9 protein-coding genes are annotated in these 15,885 nt (G+C 41.7%); 2 read left to right on the forward strand and 7 right to left on the reverse strand.

The genetic code is table 11. The features are described 5' to 3' along the window. Nucleotides 1–56: 56 nt before the first annotated feature. Complete coding sequence (locus DW173_RS02785; RefSeq protein ID WP_008020975.1) at nt 57–503, forward strand: hypothetical protein; 447 nt, start codon at nt 57–59, stop codon at nt 501–503. Between the two features lie 132 nt (nt 504–635). Here the strand turns inward: DW173_RS02785 and DW173_RS02790 are convergent, their stop codons facing one another. The 5 genes from DW173_RS02790 to DW173_RS02810 all read right to left on the reverse strand — a co-directional run bounded on the left by DW173_RS02790 (nt 636) and on the right by DW173_RS02810 (nt 10,168). After that, a complete protein-coding gene (locus tag DW173_RS02790) occupies nt 636–2,648 on the reverse strand; it encodes a DUF5689 domain-containing protein (protein ID WP_087322136.1) in 2,013 nt (670 codons plus the stop codon). Then, nucleotides 2,648–3,916: a hypothetical protein gene (locus DW173_RS02795; RefSeq protein ID WP_120143754.1), complete on the reverse strand. Its 1,269-nt coding sequence runs from the start codon at nt 3,914–3,916 to the stop codon at nt 2,648–2,650. The genes DW173_RS02790 and DW173_RS02795 overlap by 1 nt, the downstream gene beginning before the upstream one ends. Nucleotides 3,917–3,938: 22 nt before the next feature. Continuing rightward, nucleotides 3,939–5,690, reverse strand: coding sequence for a RagB/SusD family nutrient uptake outer membrane protein (locus DW173_RS02800; RefSeq protein WP_120143668.1), 1,752 nt, complete (start codon nt 5,688–5,690; stop codon nt 3,939–3,941). 31 nt (nt 5,691–5,721) lie between these two features. After that, complete coding sequence (locus tag DW173_RS02805; protein ID WP_120143670.1) at nt 5,722–8,898, reverse strand: SusC/RagA family TonB-linked outer membrane protein; 3,177 nt, start codon at nt 8,896–8,898, stop codon at nt 5,722–5,724. A gap of 247 nt (nt 8,899–9,145) precedes the next feature. After that, nucleotides 9,146–10,168, reverse strand: a complete 1,023-nt coding sequence (locus DW173_RS02810) for a FecR family protein (RefSeq protein WP_120143672.1) — start codon at nt 10,166–10,168, stop codon at nt 9,146–9,148. Nucleotides 10,169–10,302: 134 nt separating this feature from the next. Between DW173_RS02810 and DW173_RS02815 the strand changes: the two genes are divergently transcribed. Then, nucleotides 10,303–10,878: an RNA polymerase sigma-70 factor gene (locus DW173_RS02815; protein WP_120143674.1), complete on the forward strand. Its 576-nt coding sequence runs from the start codon at nt 10,303–10,305 to the stop codon at nt 10,876–10,878. A gap of 316 nt (nt 10,879–11,194) precedes the next feature. Here the strand turns inward: DW173_RS02815 and DW173_RS02825 are convergent, their stop codons facing one another. Both DW173_RS02825 and DW173_RS02830 read right to left on the reverse strand, forming a co-directional pair. Continuing rightward, nucleotides 11,195–13,090 carry an ATP-binding protein gene (locus DW173_RS02825; RefSeq protein ID WP_120143676.1) on the reverse strand — a complete coding sequence of 632 codons (1,896 nt, stop codon included), beginning with the start codon at nt 13,088–13,090 and terminating at the stop codon, nt 11,195–11,197. Between the two features lie 116 nt (nt 13,091–13,206). After that, the gene (locus tag DW173_RS02830; RefSeq protein ID WP_120143678.1) at nt 13,207–15,843 is read right to left on the reverse strand and encodes a valine--tRNA ligase; all 2,637 of its coding nucleotides are present in this window, start codon (nt 15,841–15,843) and stop codon (nt 13,207–13,209) included. Between the last annotated feature and the right edge of the window lie 42 nt (nt 15,844–15,885).

The raw sequence follows: 15,885 nt of genomic DNA on the forward strand, positions 1-15,885 counted from the left end.
TTGTGTATCAAATCTTATTTTTTTTATACCTTTGAACTTATAAAAAGAAGGAACCCATGAAACTAAGCCAACAATCACTATCCATTATCGAATCGGCTATCCAAAAGGCAGTCGCTAAATATACATGTAACTGTGAACAAACAGTTGTAACCGATATCCATCTCCAACCGGACCAGACATCGGGACAACTTAATATTTACAATGATGATGATGAAGAATTGGCGAACATCATGGTCGAAGAATGGGCTACGTATGAAGGGGATGATTTCCTTGAAAGTGTGGAACCTTCTCTACGCAACATTCTTTGCAGAATGAAAGATGCCGGAGACTTCGACAAGGTGACTATCCTGAAGCCTTACTCTTTCGTTTTGGTGGATGAAGAGAAAGAGACCATAGCGGAATTGTTACTGGTGGACGATGATACGATCCTGGTGAACGATGAATTGCTGAAAGGGTTGGATAAGGAATTGGACGAGTTCTTAAAAGAGTTGTTGGAAAAATAAAATACAGCATTTTTAGGATAGAGTTCGTTCAGGATTAATATAAATATCCGAAAGCATTATATAAAGAGAATCGGAAGCAAGCAGGGTATTTCCTGTTGCTTCCGATTATTTTTATAGATACTTCCCTATTGATTATTTATTATATTTGATTGAGATATTAGCAAGTCGAAGCGGCATGAAGCTTGATACGCCGGACGGAAGTCGAACAGGTCGCAATCTGATACAGATATTATCGCGGTTCAATAAAGCATCCGGCAGTTTAAAATCATAGACCTTATAACCCGGAATATTTTTCTCTGTCTGCCCTCCTGCAGCCGTTCTGTCAAACTGTCCCAAGATTGTGAATTCAGAATTATCTACTTTCACCCATTCACCACTCATCGAATAAGCATATTCAACCACGGCCACAGGCCCACCTCCCCAACTTGAATTCATTTCAACCTGAAGAGAAAGTGAGGTAGAAATCCCTACTGTCGATATTTTATCTACATAGAAATATGAACTTGTAGACCATGGCCTACTATTGAAGGCTCCTCCTCGCATACGCCCATAATATCCATCTGTGGTATTAAGATTCATATCTCCCCGAAAATCATCCTGGAAACCTAATATGTAATCTGCATAGGTTTGCTGGAAATGCTTATTCCCGTCTTTATTAAGAATAGCATTTGACTGCGATGCTTCTCCGCCTGTCGGATGATACTCCGTAAATGTAGAAGCACCTATTTCTTTCCAATCGGGCACATTACAATCCCACTCCACGAGCACCGAAGTGATCTCGTTCATATCACCGATATTGATGTCCTCTCTATGAAGCGGAAGAATACACAACCGGCTTTCGGAGATGTCAAAATTGGTAAGCTTGACTTTCGCTACGATTCCGGTGATGGTTCCTGAACCTTTAGGAAGTGTCTCATGCGCATAAGGAGCATCGAGCGAAGTAAGCATATATGTATTAGAGCCGTTTTTATCTCTGATGCAGGTTGGATAGTATCTGTAGTATGCCGGGAATTTCTCCACCCAATAATTTTTATTCGCCTTACGGTCGGCAGCTCCCGGATCGGTAGTCTTGAAATTAGTAAATGCGCCTACCGGAGAGGCAATCTCGACATCTTTTAAGGTCACAAGGCTGAATACCATATTATCCGTTAGTTCTGCGATTGTTTTTTCAGGAATCGTGAAGGTGGAAAGTTCCGAACTGATTACATGGGCGGCAGTGATACCGCTAATCAGTCTGTAGGTAAAGCTGCCCTCTGATTCTTCCTTTATCGTTCCATCTTTCAAACACAATGAGACTTTGGCAAATTGCGCAAATGTAATCAGAGACTCTGATTCAAATACCACTGTCTCCCCGGTCTCATTCTGAATGACATAACGATTGTTCGGGAAGTTTTTCGATGTACCAGTGGCAACGATCGTTCCTTCAATATATACATTGTTAGTAATTCCACCGACAGGATAACCATAAACGGTTGGATAGCTGACAAGTTCTGCATTCGCATATTCAGAATATGCTTGCGACAGGTTGATTGTAGTCGTGGCTTTACGTTGGTATTGATCGTCATAACTCAATACGATACTTCCTGTGCGGGGTGATTGAGAATTTGTTTCCGTATTGAAATAAAGTTTTCCGTCACTTATCCGATACTCTTTCACCCATTCCACTGTCGGCGTAATCACAATATCCGTTTCAGGCACATTGGTCGAAATATCCATATTATATTCGCCTCCTTTGGTAAAGAGTTCCATATTATCACTGGCAGGAACTATAAATGGATAACGGGATAGTTGTTTTATCTTGATTACATCCGAAGTCTTCCCATCTTTTGTAAACACACGAATATCACAGAAACGTTCAGAATCACTGATATTTTCATCATAAGTCACCGTGAAATAAGTTCTTGATGACTGGGCTCCACGTATATCTGTAGAAAACCAGGTTGATTCTGCAAAGTCTATGCGCCACTCGGTATTGGATTTCACTTCAACCTGAACCGGAGCACCTTCAGCCTGAAGAATAATCTCATTATTTGTTATTTCCAATATGCCGGCTTCATTTTCGTCAGAGCATGACGGAAACATGATAATTGCCATCACAGCCCCAAAAGCTGCCCAGGCTATTGAATCTTTAATTTTCATATTCATCAATTATTAGATTTAATTTCACCTGTTTTATATAGTATCTCATAAGCTTCATTTCGATCATTCAACACAAAGATCTGAAACTTCTCTCCTCCCGGATAAACACGTGTAACAACATGTCCGGCGGGTTTTATCTTCAAACCGTCTTCACCCAGCCTGCTCCTGTTACTGTCTACCATACCGGCGGCAAAAACCGACCGTTCACCGGCATAAAGGCTTTGAGACAGCATCCGGCTTAGCGGAGCCGGTTGAGGATGATAGTAATCCCACACGGGAATCACGTAGGCTTGCGCTTTCACTTGGGAAATGTAGGTATCACACATAGCGTCAGAGTATGCATGATGATTGGCCACTACCACATCTGTTTCGCCCAGCAATGTAGCTACAGGTGTTTCTATGTCAAACCATTCCGGCGCTTTTTCCACTCCAAGGATATCTCCGCCCGAGAAGTAATCGAAATTACCGTATGTGATACGTATTCCGCAACTGCAACGGTTCTCGTTCAACTGTTCGCTCGAAGAAGCGGTAGATGGCACAAGCTCTTTGGAAGTCGTTTCGCTGCCTGTCCAAATTTTACCGTTACCCACAATATTACGTACTTCGAATGTAGGATAGGAACCCGGAGCTTTTAATAGTTTGATTTGTGTGTTACTTCCTGTCACAAACCCTTCATTCTTTTTACCTTCCCGGTCACGAGCGGCAACATATAATTTATAGTTTGAGATATGGGCACCCGTAACTTTAGCCGCTGTCGGATAATCGTATGTAGGGTAGCCACGATCTATCAATGTGGAAATATCCAGAAGATTACCCACATGAGTTATTCCGGTAAGTTTGTAGTCCAGCCCTACTTTTTCGATTGCCAGTTTTCCATTCTGTCCGATATGGTCTGTATCGAAGTGAGTAAGCAAGGCATAATCAATAGCACCGTTATTTTTCAACGGCAATGAGAAATGTTTTATATATTGGGCAATCCATTCAGCAGGCCGTTTAGAGTCATTAGGAACTGCTTTCATAATCTCCTGGGTACCGGTGTGTACTCCCAAATCTCCTGCATCCAGCAACATGGTAGTCCCGTCCGGGAAAATAAGATAGGCTGCATTCCCTCTTCCCGTGCTAATCTGATGAATGTCCAAATAACCAGCCTGCCACTCCGGAAGGTATTCATACACTTTATCTACAGCATCATCCGGAAAAGGCTTTTCCTGTTGGCAACTAGCGAATGTAGGCAGCATCATAACGGCTCCTAGAAATAATATCTTACTATTCATTGTTTTATTCTTTAATGTTCCATTAATCAATTTGTTTAACACTGTATATACCGGCTTCCTCTTTCGTCATTTCATTGCCGCCTCCATATCCCGGATTCTGTCTCAAGACGTTGCTGACGGAAATTGACTTTTCCGGAATAGGAAAGAGTTCATAATGATCGTCATTAGTAGCTTTGTGATCCCACCAGGTGCCTGTTGTATATAAGCCCCAGCGACGAAGATCGGTACGACGACGCTGCTCGCCAAGAAATTCGACCATCCACTCATCGAGAATCCGATACTTGTCAATATTCGTTTCAGTCACCGGATCAGGGTCTACTTCATTCTCAAAGTTGCGTTTACGCACTTCGTTGAAAAGATTGGCTGCTTCTTTCTTATATCCGCTTCTGTATTTACATTCGGCAAGCATATAATAGATTTCTGCAAAACGAAGAACCGGATAGTCAGGATTAAAAGCAAGTGTCTTGTCTGTATTGTCCGGCACCGGCAGTTTGCACAAACGTATTCCCGAATTCTCTTCTCCGGTACTTATATTGGAAGGAAGTTCATTTACGGAAGAATATTCTCCGTCTTTCACTTTCTTAAATTGTGCTACCTGGTCAACAAATTCAAGAACCTCACCCGGGTATTCATACAGTCCCGTACATTTCACCTCTGTTCCACTTCTTGATATACGTTGTAATTTTCCGTAAAGAAACATTCCTTCGTATTTGCCATTTCCTTTATATACATACAATTTCTTACGAAGGTCTTTCGCATGAAACTTGGCAAAAGGACGTCCGAGTTTGTCCGTATAAGGATCACCATTGGGTTTCAGAGATGGTTGGAGATGCATACCGTTCGTAGAGGAATAGCCGCTAAGATCGAAATAGTTCTTCGCATTATAATGATTATAACGTTCGAACTGCCACTGAAACAGAGTTCCTTTTGCATATTGCGACTGAACGGACCACATCACTTCTTTCGACTTGTTATTTTCGAAAGTGAAAGGACCGAACCAGTCTTCTTCCAACTCGTAATAGCCGTATTTACCGTCTAGTAAATCCTGACAAATTTGTGCACATTCAGCAAAGCGGTTCTCTCCTGTATAGACTTCTGCATTAAAGTATAATTGAGCAAGTAGAGCAGCCGCGGTTCCCTGGCGTAAGTAACCTTCTTCCAGCATATCTGCTGTTTTTTTCTCTAGTTTGGGGATGGCGGCAAGCAGGAGTTCTTCCACATAATTAAAGGTTTCCCGTGCTGTGGAACGTGGAGATTCCTCTGTGGTAGAGCGTCGGTAAATAGGCATACCGCCATAGAAATCAAGTCCTCTCAAATAGAAATAGGCCACTAATGTCTGGAGCTGCATCTGATGATCTGCCTTCAGTTCTTCCGTCATACCTAATGAAACATAGTCTACACCAGCTAAGTCTTCTTTACAGGCTAAAGCCATGGCTACTCCCATACCTACTCCACGCCATGTTTCTTCGTTGTTGGGGTGAAGTGGTGTCCAGTCATGGTGTTGCAGCTGGGCGTATCGGACATCATTGTAATGTATCCCTTTTTGTGTGACACACATCTCGTCTGTTGTACATTCCTGAAGAATGGCACGGTCGAATCCGTGAAACCAACGCCAGTGCGTGAAAGAGCGTACCAGAAAAGAGTAGACAGTTTCCTTAGATGTGAAATAAGTGTCCGGAGTTACTTCGGAATACCACTTCTCATCCAGATTAGTACAACCGGAGGCCACCAGAAGGGTGAGGAAAGAGATTATAATTAGAATATTTCGTCTCATATCATTATATTAGTTTATAGGTACTTTACTATTAGAATTGGATTTTCATACCAAAGGTATATCTACGAGTTTCAGGGTAAATATTATTAAACCATTCATAACCGGGATCCAAACCGTTCACATTCACTTCCGGATTCAATCCTGAATATTTTGTGAAACAGGCAACGTTACGGACGGTCAGGTAAAGATCAATCTTATCTATATACTTTTGCCATTTTTTCATGTTAAGAGAATACCCCAGGCTAATGGCATCAATCTTCAAGAATGTACCGTCCTCAAGCCAGTAATCGCAAAGTTGCTTTACTTCTTTGATGTGCCGGTTATCAATGTATGCGTTGCGAAGAACATTCTGGCCTGCCACTTCAGAAAGTCCATAGTACATATTTATGGTATTGAACACATCGAAATCGATCCAGCTACGCAGGTTGATGCCTAAAGAGAGATTTTTGTAAGTGAAGGTATGATCCCATGATACCATCAATGCAGGAATGGCATTGCCGATATATCGTTTATCGTCATACGTTTTTTTATCGCTAAGGATTACATTGTCATTCTTATCATACAGAAGCCACCTGCCATTGTCCGTGATACCGGCATATTTCCAGATGTAATAGCTTCCGATTTTTGTTCCGGCCTCAATTCTACCGGCTGATCCGTTTGTACCCGGTGACGGAAATCCTACACGATCCTGATAGGTATTATTGCCCCACAAAGAGGTAATTTTGGAGGAGGAGTGTGATAGGCGCATAGTAGTTGTCCAATTAAAGTTTCTGGTTTTGACAGGTACTCCTCCTATCTCGAACTCCCATCCGGTATTCTCAAGATTACCGTAATTCATGGTGGTTGTTTCATAAACAGCGGGAGGATTGGGAACGTTGATATTATATAACATTCCGGAAACTCTTCTCTTATAGATATCAAACTTACCAAAAAGACGGTTATTCAGAAATGCATAATCCAAGCCGATGTTAAGCTCTGCTTTCTTTTCCCAGTGCAAGTCATAATTGACGTTACGGGCCGGTCCATAAGAGGTGATCCATGTACCGTTATAAGGCCACATTGAATTGGAAGAATACATGGCAGTGGATGCTCCTGCAGAGAAATTGTTATTTCCCGTTACACCGTAACCAACGCGTACTTTAAGGTCATCGAGAAAACTGACGTCACGCAGAAATGCCTCATTGGATATACGCCATCCGCCTGATACTGCCCAAAATGTTCCCCAACGATGATTCTTTCCGAATTTTGACGAGCCCTCGTGGCGAACACTTCCTGTAAGCATATAGCGGTCTTTATAGCTATAATTCGCCCGGCCAAAGAATGAAATAAGACGTTCACGGGGATATTTGTGGGAAGACATTGCCGCCTTTCCGTCGGAAAGCCAGCTACCTGTCCCCATATCCCAAGCCCCTACTCCATCCACAGGAAAATCGTAGTTAGTCATATTAAAGTTTTCAGAGTTATTTTCCCAATAACTATATCCGGCTACCGCACTAACCGTATGGTCGTCTGCAAAAACACGCATAAAATTGATGGTAGGTTCAAAAGAGACATTGACTGTTTTGCTATATGCATGAAATCCTCTTCCTTTATAACTTCCATTTAAAGAGGTTCTGTGTAACGCGGACGTATAATGTGTCTGCTGATACTGGCGATCTTCCCAGCCAAGAGTGGCTTGTGCCGAGAATCCGGCAGGCAAATTGAGCTTTACCGTTGCATCCGCCTTCAGCCATTTATCAACATTATCTGCCTGTTTCAACATTACTTCTGCTAAAGGATTGTAATATTCACTACCACCAACCAATACATTATATCCTGTTTCACTAGTGCTGTCATATACATGTTCCGTCGGATTCATCTTCAATGCCATGTCGAAATAGGAACTACTGCTCCGCTGATCCCGGTGTGCTTCCCGGTATTCTGTGTGCAAGCCTATTTCCAGCAAATCATCGAGAAGGTTAAAATTTGCATTGATACGCCCCGAATAGTCTTTACGGTTGTCACCAATTGCGATACCTTTTTGATCCTGTGCCATAATAGTAGCATATATTTTAGCTGTATGGCCGCCGCCCGAGAGGTTGACAACATGGCGTTGGGAGAGTGCTCCTTCATTCAAAAGTTCACCGTACCAGTCGGTGGATGCACCTAAATCTGTTCCTACTCCGAACCTAACGAAAGCATCACGATCAAGGACCTGCGGTCTCCTGGAAACTTGCTCGGTAGAGAGTTCGCCCGTATATGATAAGGTTATGGGACCTTCTTTTGCTTTCTTGGTAGTCACTAAGATGACACCACCGGCTGCTCTTGTTCCGTAAATAGCACCTGCAGAGGCATCTTTCAAAACATCAATAGACTGAATATCTTCCTGACTGATAGAACGTAAATCACCTCCGGGAATTCCGTCTATCACAATCAAAGGAGAAGAGGAAGCATTGATGGACGCTACTCCACGCAGCTGGAAACTGGCAGAAGCATTCGGACTGGAAGTCTCGGAAACATTCATACCGGAGATTTTACCCTTTAAAGCTGTCGCAATAGTGGAGCCTCCCATTCCAGTCACTAAATCTTTGGATGATATGGAAGTGATGGAACTAGTCACTGCACGTTTCTCCATCGTTCCATAACCGATAACGACTACCTCATCCAACAACTGATGATCTTCTTTCAATACCACTGACAAGTTTGTACGGTTTCCCACCTTTACTTCAAGAGACTGAAAGCCAATGTATGAAATCACCAATATGGCATCGGATGCAACCGTCAACTTAAATTTTCCATCCAAATCGGAAACTGTACCTTTCCCGACTACTCCTTTTTCCTGAATACTGGCACCTATTACCGGCTCTCCCTGTACATCCGATATGATACCAGATACAATCATTTTCTTTTCCTGTTGCGGTGACTGTACCTCAACAGACAGTATAATCTTCTTGTCTAGCACTGAATATCGCACATTAGTGCCAGCAAAAACTTCCTTAAGCACACTAAATATATTACTTCTATCAACTGATATAGATACGCGGCGATTCAAATCCACATGTTTGTTATTGAAAAAGAAATCAAAATCAGACTGCTCTTCAATCTCTTTTAAAATATCCTCCACCCGCTGATTGTGTACATCAATACTGATTAAAGTTTTTTGTGCATAACTATCGGACGCATAACATAGCCCGATAGAGCATACCAAGAATAAAATCAAAAGTCTCATAGATAATGGGATTTTGTTAGAAACTCGCCAAAGCGACTTTACCACCCATAAAAATTGGATGCTAAAATAATTTTGCATAAATTTGTGATGACTTAAAGTTAATAAAAAGTTTATCTAAGCTTGTCGCCAAACAAGCATCAAAAAGATTTACCGATTTCCATACGGGAAGATACGCCAATATCATCCCGTATGTTTTTTAATTAAGGGGCTCTGTCTTTCATTGCATTTTTGTTTTAAGGTTAATCAATCAGTATATTTCTATTTTGCTCTTTTCATCCTTCATATCCGGCGAATCAAGATACCGCCAACGGATTTGAGAAGAAAGCCGAAAATATTCCAAAATACGTTCCAAACGCTGATTAGTGAATGTTCCCGTAAACGAATCTCCTTTCAAACGATTGTTTTTAATAATGAATTCCACATTATACCGTTTTTCCAACATTCGCAGGCCTTCTTCCAAAGGAGTATTTCTGAATATAATCTTACCTTCTTTCCAGGCAATCTCCGATTCTCCGGAAGTGGCATAAAGCTGAACCTTATTATCTTTTGAATCATAGACCAATTTCTGTCCCGGATCCATCAACACTTTTTTCGAGACATCATTTGATTTATAAATAAAACCGATCTTTCCTTCTACCAATGTCGCTGAAATCCGAGCTTCTTTTTCGTATGCCTCTACATTAAAATGAGTTCCCAGTACTTCTATTTGTGATTGATGGAAAGTGGAAACTATAAATTTCTTTTCCGGATTCTTAGCCACTTCAAAATAAGCTTCTCCCTGTAAAGTCACATTTCTTGTATCATTATCGAAACGTGAAGGATAACTTAGTGTTGATTCCGAATTCAGATAAACAAGCGTACCATCGGGCAGGGTCAATGAGGTCATCATCCCAGGATTTGTTTTCACTTCCATGATTTGTGCCAATTCCTGTTCGTTTCCTCCCCAATATTGGAGCATCAATGTAACGAGAAGTGGAATGAACAAAATTGCTGCCGCACGTTGTGCCCATTGCCACCACATCGTTCCCTTGTGGCTGTTACCCGACATTCTACTTTTCACCTTCAACAATGCTTTCTCCGTATCGACTTTCTTCATAACATTAACTGTATCCGTGACAAGATAAAGAGCATGTATCTGTTTTGCCATCCGTCGATTTTCGTCCGATTCGCTCATCCACATCTCAACTTGCAGACATTCTTCTTCCGTTGCCACCCCTTCACAATAACGTGGAAGCAGTTCTTCTATCGTATTTCTATCTGTTTTATCCATATCTTTTTTTATTGCCTTTTACTATAAGACAAGGGAGAATAGGAAGACTCCTAAACTAAAAACCATTTTTTTTAGAAAAATCTTTGTTTCTATCTAAAAAAGCTATATTTGCAGTTAAATTATGGAGCTAATACATGAAAGAAACTTATCAATCAGACAATGATTTTCTATTATCAGCCGTTCAACGCGGAGATCAAAAAGCGTTCGATACACTGTTTCGGAGATATTATCCGATGCTGTGCGCGTATGGTCACCGGTTTGTCGAGTTGGAAGATGCAGAAGAGATTGTAGAGGATTCTCTTTTATGGATTTGGGAAAATCGGGAAACACTGGTTATCGAGTCTTCTCTTAATTCTTATCTTTTTAAGATGGTGTATCGCAGGGCTTTGAACAAGCTTGCACATATTGATGCCACCCAACGGGCGGATACCCGCTTTTATGAAGAAATGCAGGAAATGCTGCAAGATACGGACTATTATCAGATTGAAGAACTTGCAAAACGGATTGAAGATGCTGTCGCGGCACTGCCCGAAAGTTATCGGGAAGCTTTTGTGATGCACCGATTCCGGGATATGAGTTACAAGGAGATTGCAGAAACACTGGGGGTATCGCCCAAAACAATAGATTACCGTATTCAACAAGCGTTAAAGCAACTGCGCGTGGATTTGAAAGATTACCTCCCGTTACTACTACCTCTCTTATTTCCCTAGAGAGACGAAACATATAAGTAACCACCAATATTACTTCATTTAGCAGCTATTACCTGTCAGCTAAAGTATTAATAGACAACTTAAGTTGTATTAAAGATAAACTTACGTTCCTCTAAGGCTAAAGTTCCCTTTGACCTGAAACAAACTATAAACGAAAGTTCCAATTATATAAATGCAACCTTCATTTTTATAAACGCAAGTTTCATTTATAAAAACAAAGCTTCCGTTTATAGATTTCTCTTAGACAAAAACAACTTTGGCAGTAAGGAAAAGGAAGTTTGCAATAAGGAGACAGTAACTTATCTATTAACTAACTTCATCTCTTTCTATAAGGAAGTGTAAACCAGAAAGTAGATCCTTTACCTTCTTCTGAATCTACTCCTATTTTTCCCCCGAGACGCTCAACAATCGTACGACAGATGGAAAGTCCTAAGCCGGTACCTTGAATGAATGGGTTATATTTTACGAATCGTTCGAAAACATGTTCACACTGTTCGTTTGACATACCACAGCCGGTATCTGATACATAAAAATAAATAGTATCGGTATCTGTCATACGATACCCCATACAGATAGTGCCTGTTTGAGTAAATTTGATAGCGTTATTGACAAAGTTGGCAAGCAATTGTATCAGTCGATTCTTATCAATATAAAAAAGACAACCCGGCAAGCGTTCGGTAAATGCAAGGGTAACATCACTGTTTTTCAAACGTAACCGCATACTTTGTTCGATTTCCTCCATTGTCTGATTAACATCGATCGAGGAAGGATAGAAATCAAATGTTCCGGCTTCAATCTTCGACAAATCCAGAATATCATTAATTAATTGGAGCAACAAGTCGGTATTTGTTTCGATGATATCTGCGTACTCGCGCATTTCGACAGGATCTTCTGTATGGGGAAGCATATTTGAAAAGCCCACGATTGCGTTCAAAGGAGTACGTATTTCATGGCTCATGTTCGCCAGAAAGGCAGATTTCAATTGATTAGCCTGCTCCGCTTTCTCCACCGCTTCACTCAAACGGCTATACGCTTTCCGAAGAATACGAATATAATAGACAATAGCAGCTATCAAAAGTAATAGAAAAACAGAACTAGCAATAATCTTAACATAGTGTTGCTGAAAAAAAGTTTGAGGTTTATCAATATATACTGCATCGTCGGGATAACGACTTGACGGAATATTATAAGACTTTAATACAGGATAACAAAGATAGGAATTTCCTTCCCCTCCCACTCCACCGGGAATATTGCGGGCTTGTTCTCCATTCAATATGCGATTCAGGATTTCCAGCAAAGAATCGCAAAAAGACTCCGTCGATACATAATATCCTCCTGCGAAAGTATTGTTCGATAAATTTTCGGGAGATAGCAAAAACAGAGGTGAGGGAGTAAAATTGGTTATAATTTCCTGTATGTGGTCGAAAAGGTAGTTGTTATCATTTTCATTATGAGACTCAAACCAGGAATAGTAAATAATCCCTGTATTAGGTTTATAACTATGCAGGGTATCCAGCAACATTTCTGTCGATAATTGAGTGGTAGAAAGCAGATCCAAACGTAAATCCGGAAAATGCTCTTCGACGGCTTCCTTTACATCTCTACGGGTTTCTTCACTAATATATCTGTCGTCTGAAATAAATGCCAGACGTTGCATATCCGGTATTAGTTTATAAATCAGTTCCACTGTTTCCTTCACATAATAATGCTGCTTTAAAAGTGTCAGATTATAGCCTCTTCTCCATTCTTCACCGGGAACGCTATTGGTTTCTGTTAGTGGAGCATGAGACAGCAAAACGTCGAGAGAAGCAGGCAGGCGGTCGCGGGCATTTGTCACTATTACCGGAACATCTTTCCATACGTCATCAAACAGTTCACGGCCAACAATCCATCCCGGATCTCCAATCAAGACGATGGCAGCGGGAGCTACCGGGTATTTCTCCCGTAAATGGGTGACTACGGCATCTGCTTCCATCTTATTAGCCAAAGCTGGTACGGAAAGAGATTCCGCTTTGGCAGATATCCCCTGCTTCTGAAGAGCATCGTGTATACACCAATAGAAATTTTTAGCCCAAGGCAGATTAAAATTAATGGAATTCAAAACCAGTACTTCTTTATTTGTTGTTTCAGTTCGGGCTGACACAGATAATAAGAATCCTTCTATAAAAAGGAATAAGCCTAAGAATGAGATGGTTCGGAGTACTTGTTTCATTTGTGATGTTCTATAATAGCTACGGCAAAGGTAGTATTTATTTCCATTTCGCAAAAAAAAGGCATCTCAAAATTAATTGAGATGCCTTATATTATATAAAACCAGGTATCAAAGAGTTATTTCTTCAACAAGATAGTAAGGCTTTCTTTCAAAGAACGAATGATACTTTCCGCATCCGCCTGTTTCTTGCGTTCAAGTTCTATGACGGCTGCCGGAGCATTGTTCACGAATTTCTCGTTGCTCAATTTCTTCACGATGCCTTGCAGGAAGCTTTCCTTATGTTTAAGTTCGGCCAACAGACGAGTGATTTCCGCATCTATATCAATCATGTCAATCAATGGTACGGCAAATTCTGTCGTTCCAACCATGAAAGAAGCAGCACCTTCTGCTTTTTTGAATACTACATTAATAGCAGAAAGGTTACACATCTTGATAATCACCGGATTCATTTTTTCTACCGGATGACTATCCACAACCTGCAATTCGAGTTGTTCCTTCAAAGCAATATTCTTCTGCAAACGAATGCTGCGAACATTGCTGATAATTTCCTTAGCCAATTCAAATTCTTGCAGGAATTTCTCGTTTACCTCAAGAGGCTCCTTCATGAGAGTAACCATCAAACTTGCACCCGGTTCGCGCTCACGCAGTTGTTGCCACAGTTCTTCTGTGATAAACGGCATGAAAGGATGCAGCAACTCAAGCAGACGTTCGAAAGAACTAAGCACCATACTATAAATAAAGCCATTAATGGGCTGTCCATAAGCAGGTTTCACAATTTCCAGCAACCAAGAAGAGAACTCATCCCAGAACAGTTTGTAAACCAACATCAATGCTTCGCTCAAACGATATTTAGAGAACAAATCGGCAACTTCAACCGCAGCTGCATCCAGTCTCTGGTCGAACCATTGAACAGCCAGATGAGCATCGGGTGGAACCGGAATGGAACCTTTGCCATTAGTCCATCCTTTAATCAGACGGAAAGCATTCCATATCTTGTTGCAGAAGTTACGTCCCTGTTCGCAAAGGGCGTCGTCGAAAAGAATGTCGTTTCCGGCGGGAGCTGAAAGCATCATACCCATACGTACACCGTCGGCACCATACTTTTCAATCAGTTCCAATGGATCGGGAGAGTTACCGAGCGATTTAGACATCTTACGTCCCTGTTTATCACGAACGATTCCTGTGAAGTATACGTTCTTAAACGGCATCTGTCCCTCGTATTCGTAGCCTGCCATAATCATACGGGCTACCCAGAAGAAGATAATGTCCGGTCCTGTCACAAGGTCGCTTGTTGGATAGTAGTATTTGATTTCTTCGTTGCCCGGGTTGTTGATTCCGTCGAACAAAGAGATAGGCCACAACCAGGAAGAGAACCAAGTGTCCAGGCAATCTTCATCCTGACGAAGGTCTTCCATTGTCAGAGCGGCATTACCCGTCTTTTCTTTTGCTTTTGCCAGAGCTTCCTCGGGAGTAGCGGCTACTACATAGCCACCTTCCGGCAGGAAGTATGCAGGAATACGATGTCCCCACCACAACTGACGGCTGATACACCAGTCTTTGATGTTTTCCATCCAGTGACGGTAGGTATTCTTGTATTTTGCAGGGTAGAATTTCAGATCGTCGTTCATTACCGGAGGCAATGCCATATCTGCGAAATGTTGCATCTTGAGGAACCATTGCATAGACAATTTCGGTTCGATCACAACGTTGGTACGTTCCGAATATCCTACCTTATTAGTATAGGCTTCTATTTTTTCGAGCAATCCGGCAGCTTCGAGGTCTTTCTCTATTTGTTTACGAACATCGAAACGGTCCATACCGATATACATACCGGCAGCTTCGCTCAATGTACCGTTGTCATTGAAAATATCGATACTAGGCAAGTTGTATTTTTCACCCAGCATATAGTCGTTTACATCATGGGCCGGGGTTACTTTCAGACAACCCGTACCGAATTCGATGTCTACATAATCATCCTCAATCACAGGAATGACACGGTTTACCAGCGGAACGATCACTTTCTTTCCTTTCAGCCATTCGTTCTTCGGGTCGTTCGGATTGATACACATAGCCGTATCACCCATAATTGTTTCAGGACGGGTTGTTGCAACAACCGCGTAGCGACCTTCCGGATCACCTTCTACTTTATAGCGAAGGTAATACAATTTTCCGTGTTCTTCCTTGTAGATTACTTCTTCGTCAGAAAGGGCAGTCAAGGCTTTCGGGTCCCAGTTTACCATGCGGACGCCCCGGTAGATCAATCCTTTATCGAACAGATCGACAAATACCTTGATTACACTTTCACTACGTTTCTCATCCATAGTGAAAGCAGTACGATCCCAATCGCAGGATGCGCCGAGTTTACGGAGTTGTTTCAGGATAATACCACCGTGCTCGTCTGTCCATTCCCAGGCATGTTTCAAGAATTCGTCACGAGATAGATCGGTTTTCTTGATACCTTGAGAAGCGAGTTTGTTTACAACTTTAGCTTCGGTAGCAATAGAAGCGTGGTCAGTTCCCGGCACCCAGCAAGCATTCTTGCCTTCCATACGGGCACGACGAACTAAAATATCCTGGATGGTATTATTAAGCATGTGTCCCATGTGTAACACACCGGTGACGTTCGGGGGCGGGATGACGATGGTGTAAGGTTCACGGCCATCGGGTTTTGAACTGAATAATTTGTGGTCCAGCCAATACTGGTACCACTTTCCCTCCACGTCAGCGGGATTGTACTTACTTGCTAATTCCATATTGTTTTATGTATATGATAATGTATATTCTAAAAATAACGG

The sequence above is a fragment of the Bacteroides sp. AM16-13 genome, from assembly GCF_003602705.1.
Taxonomy (GTDB): Bacteria; Bacteroidota; Bacteroidia; order Bacteroidales; family Bacteroidaceae; genus Bacteroides; species Bacteroides xylanisolvens.

Bases quoted from the DNA above. Each gene is read 5' to 3' on its own strand.
- DW173_RS02785 (WP_008020975.1), top strand. From the start codon at position 57: ATGAAACTAAGCCAACAATCACTATCCATTATCGAATCGGCTATCCAA.
- DW173_RS02790 (WP_087322136.1), bottom strand. From the start codon at position 2,648: ATGAATATGAAAATTAAAGATTCAATAGCCTGGGCAGCTTTTGGGGCT.
- DW173_RS02795 (WP_120143754.1), bottom strand. From the start codon at position 3,916: ATGAATAGTAAGATATTATTTCTAGGAGCCGTTATGATGCTGCCTACA.
- DW173_RS02800 (WP_120143668.1), bottom strand. From the start codon at position 5,690: ATGAGACGAAATATTCTAATTATAATCTCTTTCCTCACCCTTCTGGTG.
- DW173_RS02805 (WP_120143670.1), bottom strand. From the start codon at position 8,898: ATGAGACTTTTGATTTTATTCTTGGTATGCTCTATCGGGCTATGTTAT.
- DW173_RS02810 (WP_120143672.1), bottom strand. From the start codon at position 10,168: ATGGATAAAACAGATAGAAATACGATAGAAGAACTGCTTCCACGTTAT.
- DW173_RS02815 (WP_120143674.1), top strand. From the start codon at position 10,303: ATGAAAGAAACTTATCAATCAGACAATGATTTTCTATTATCAGCCGTT.
- DW173_RS02825 (WP_120143676.1), bottom strand. From the start codon at position 13,090: ATGAAACAAGTACTCCGAACCATCTCATTCTTAGGCTTATTCCTTTTT.
- DW173_RS02830 (WP_120143678.1), bottom strand. From the start codon at position 15,843: ATGGAATTAGCAAGTAAGTACAATCCCGCTGACGTGGAGGGAAAGTGG.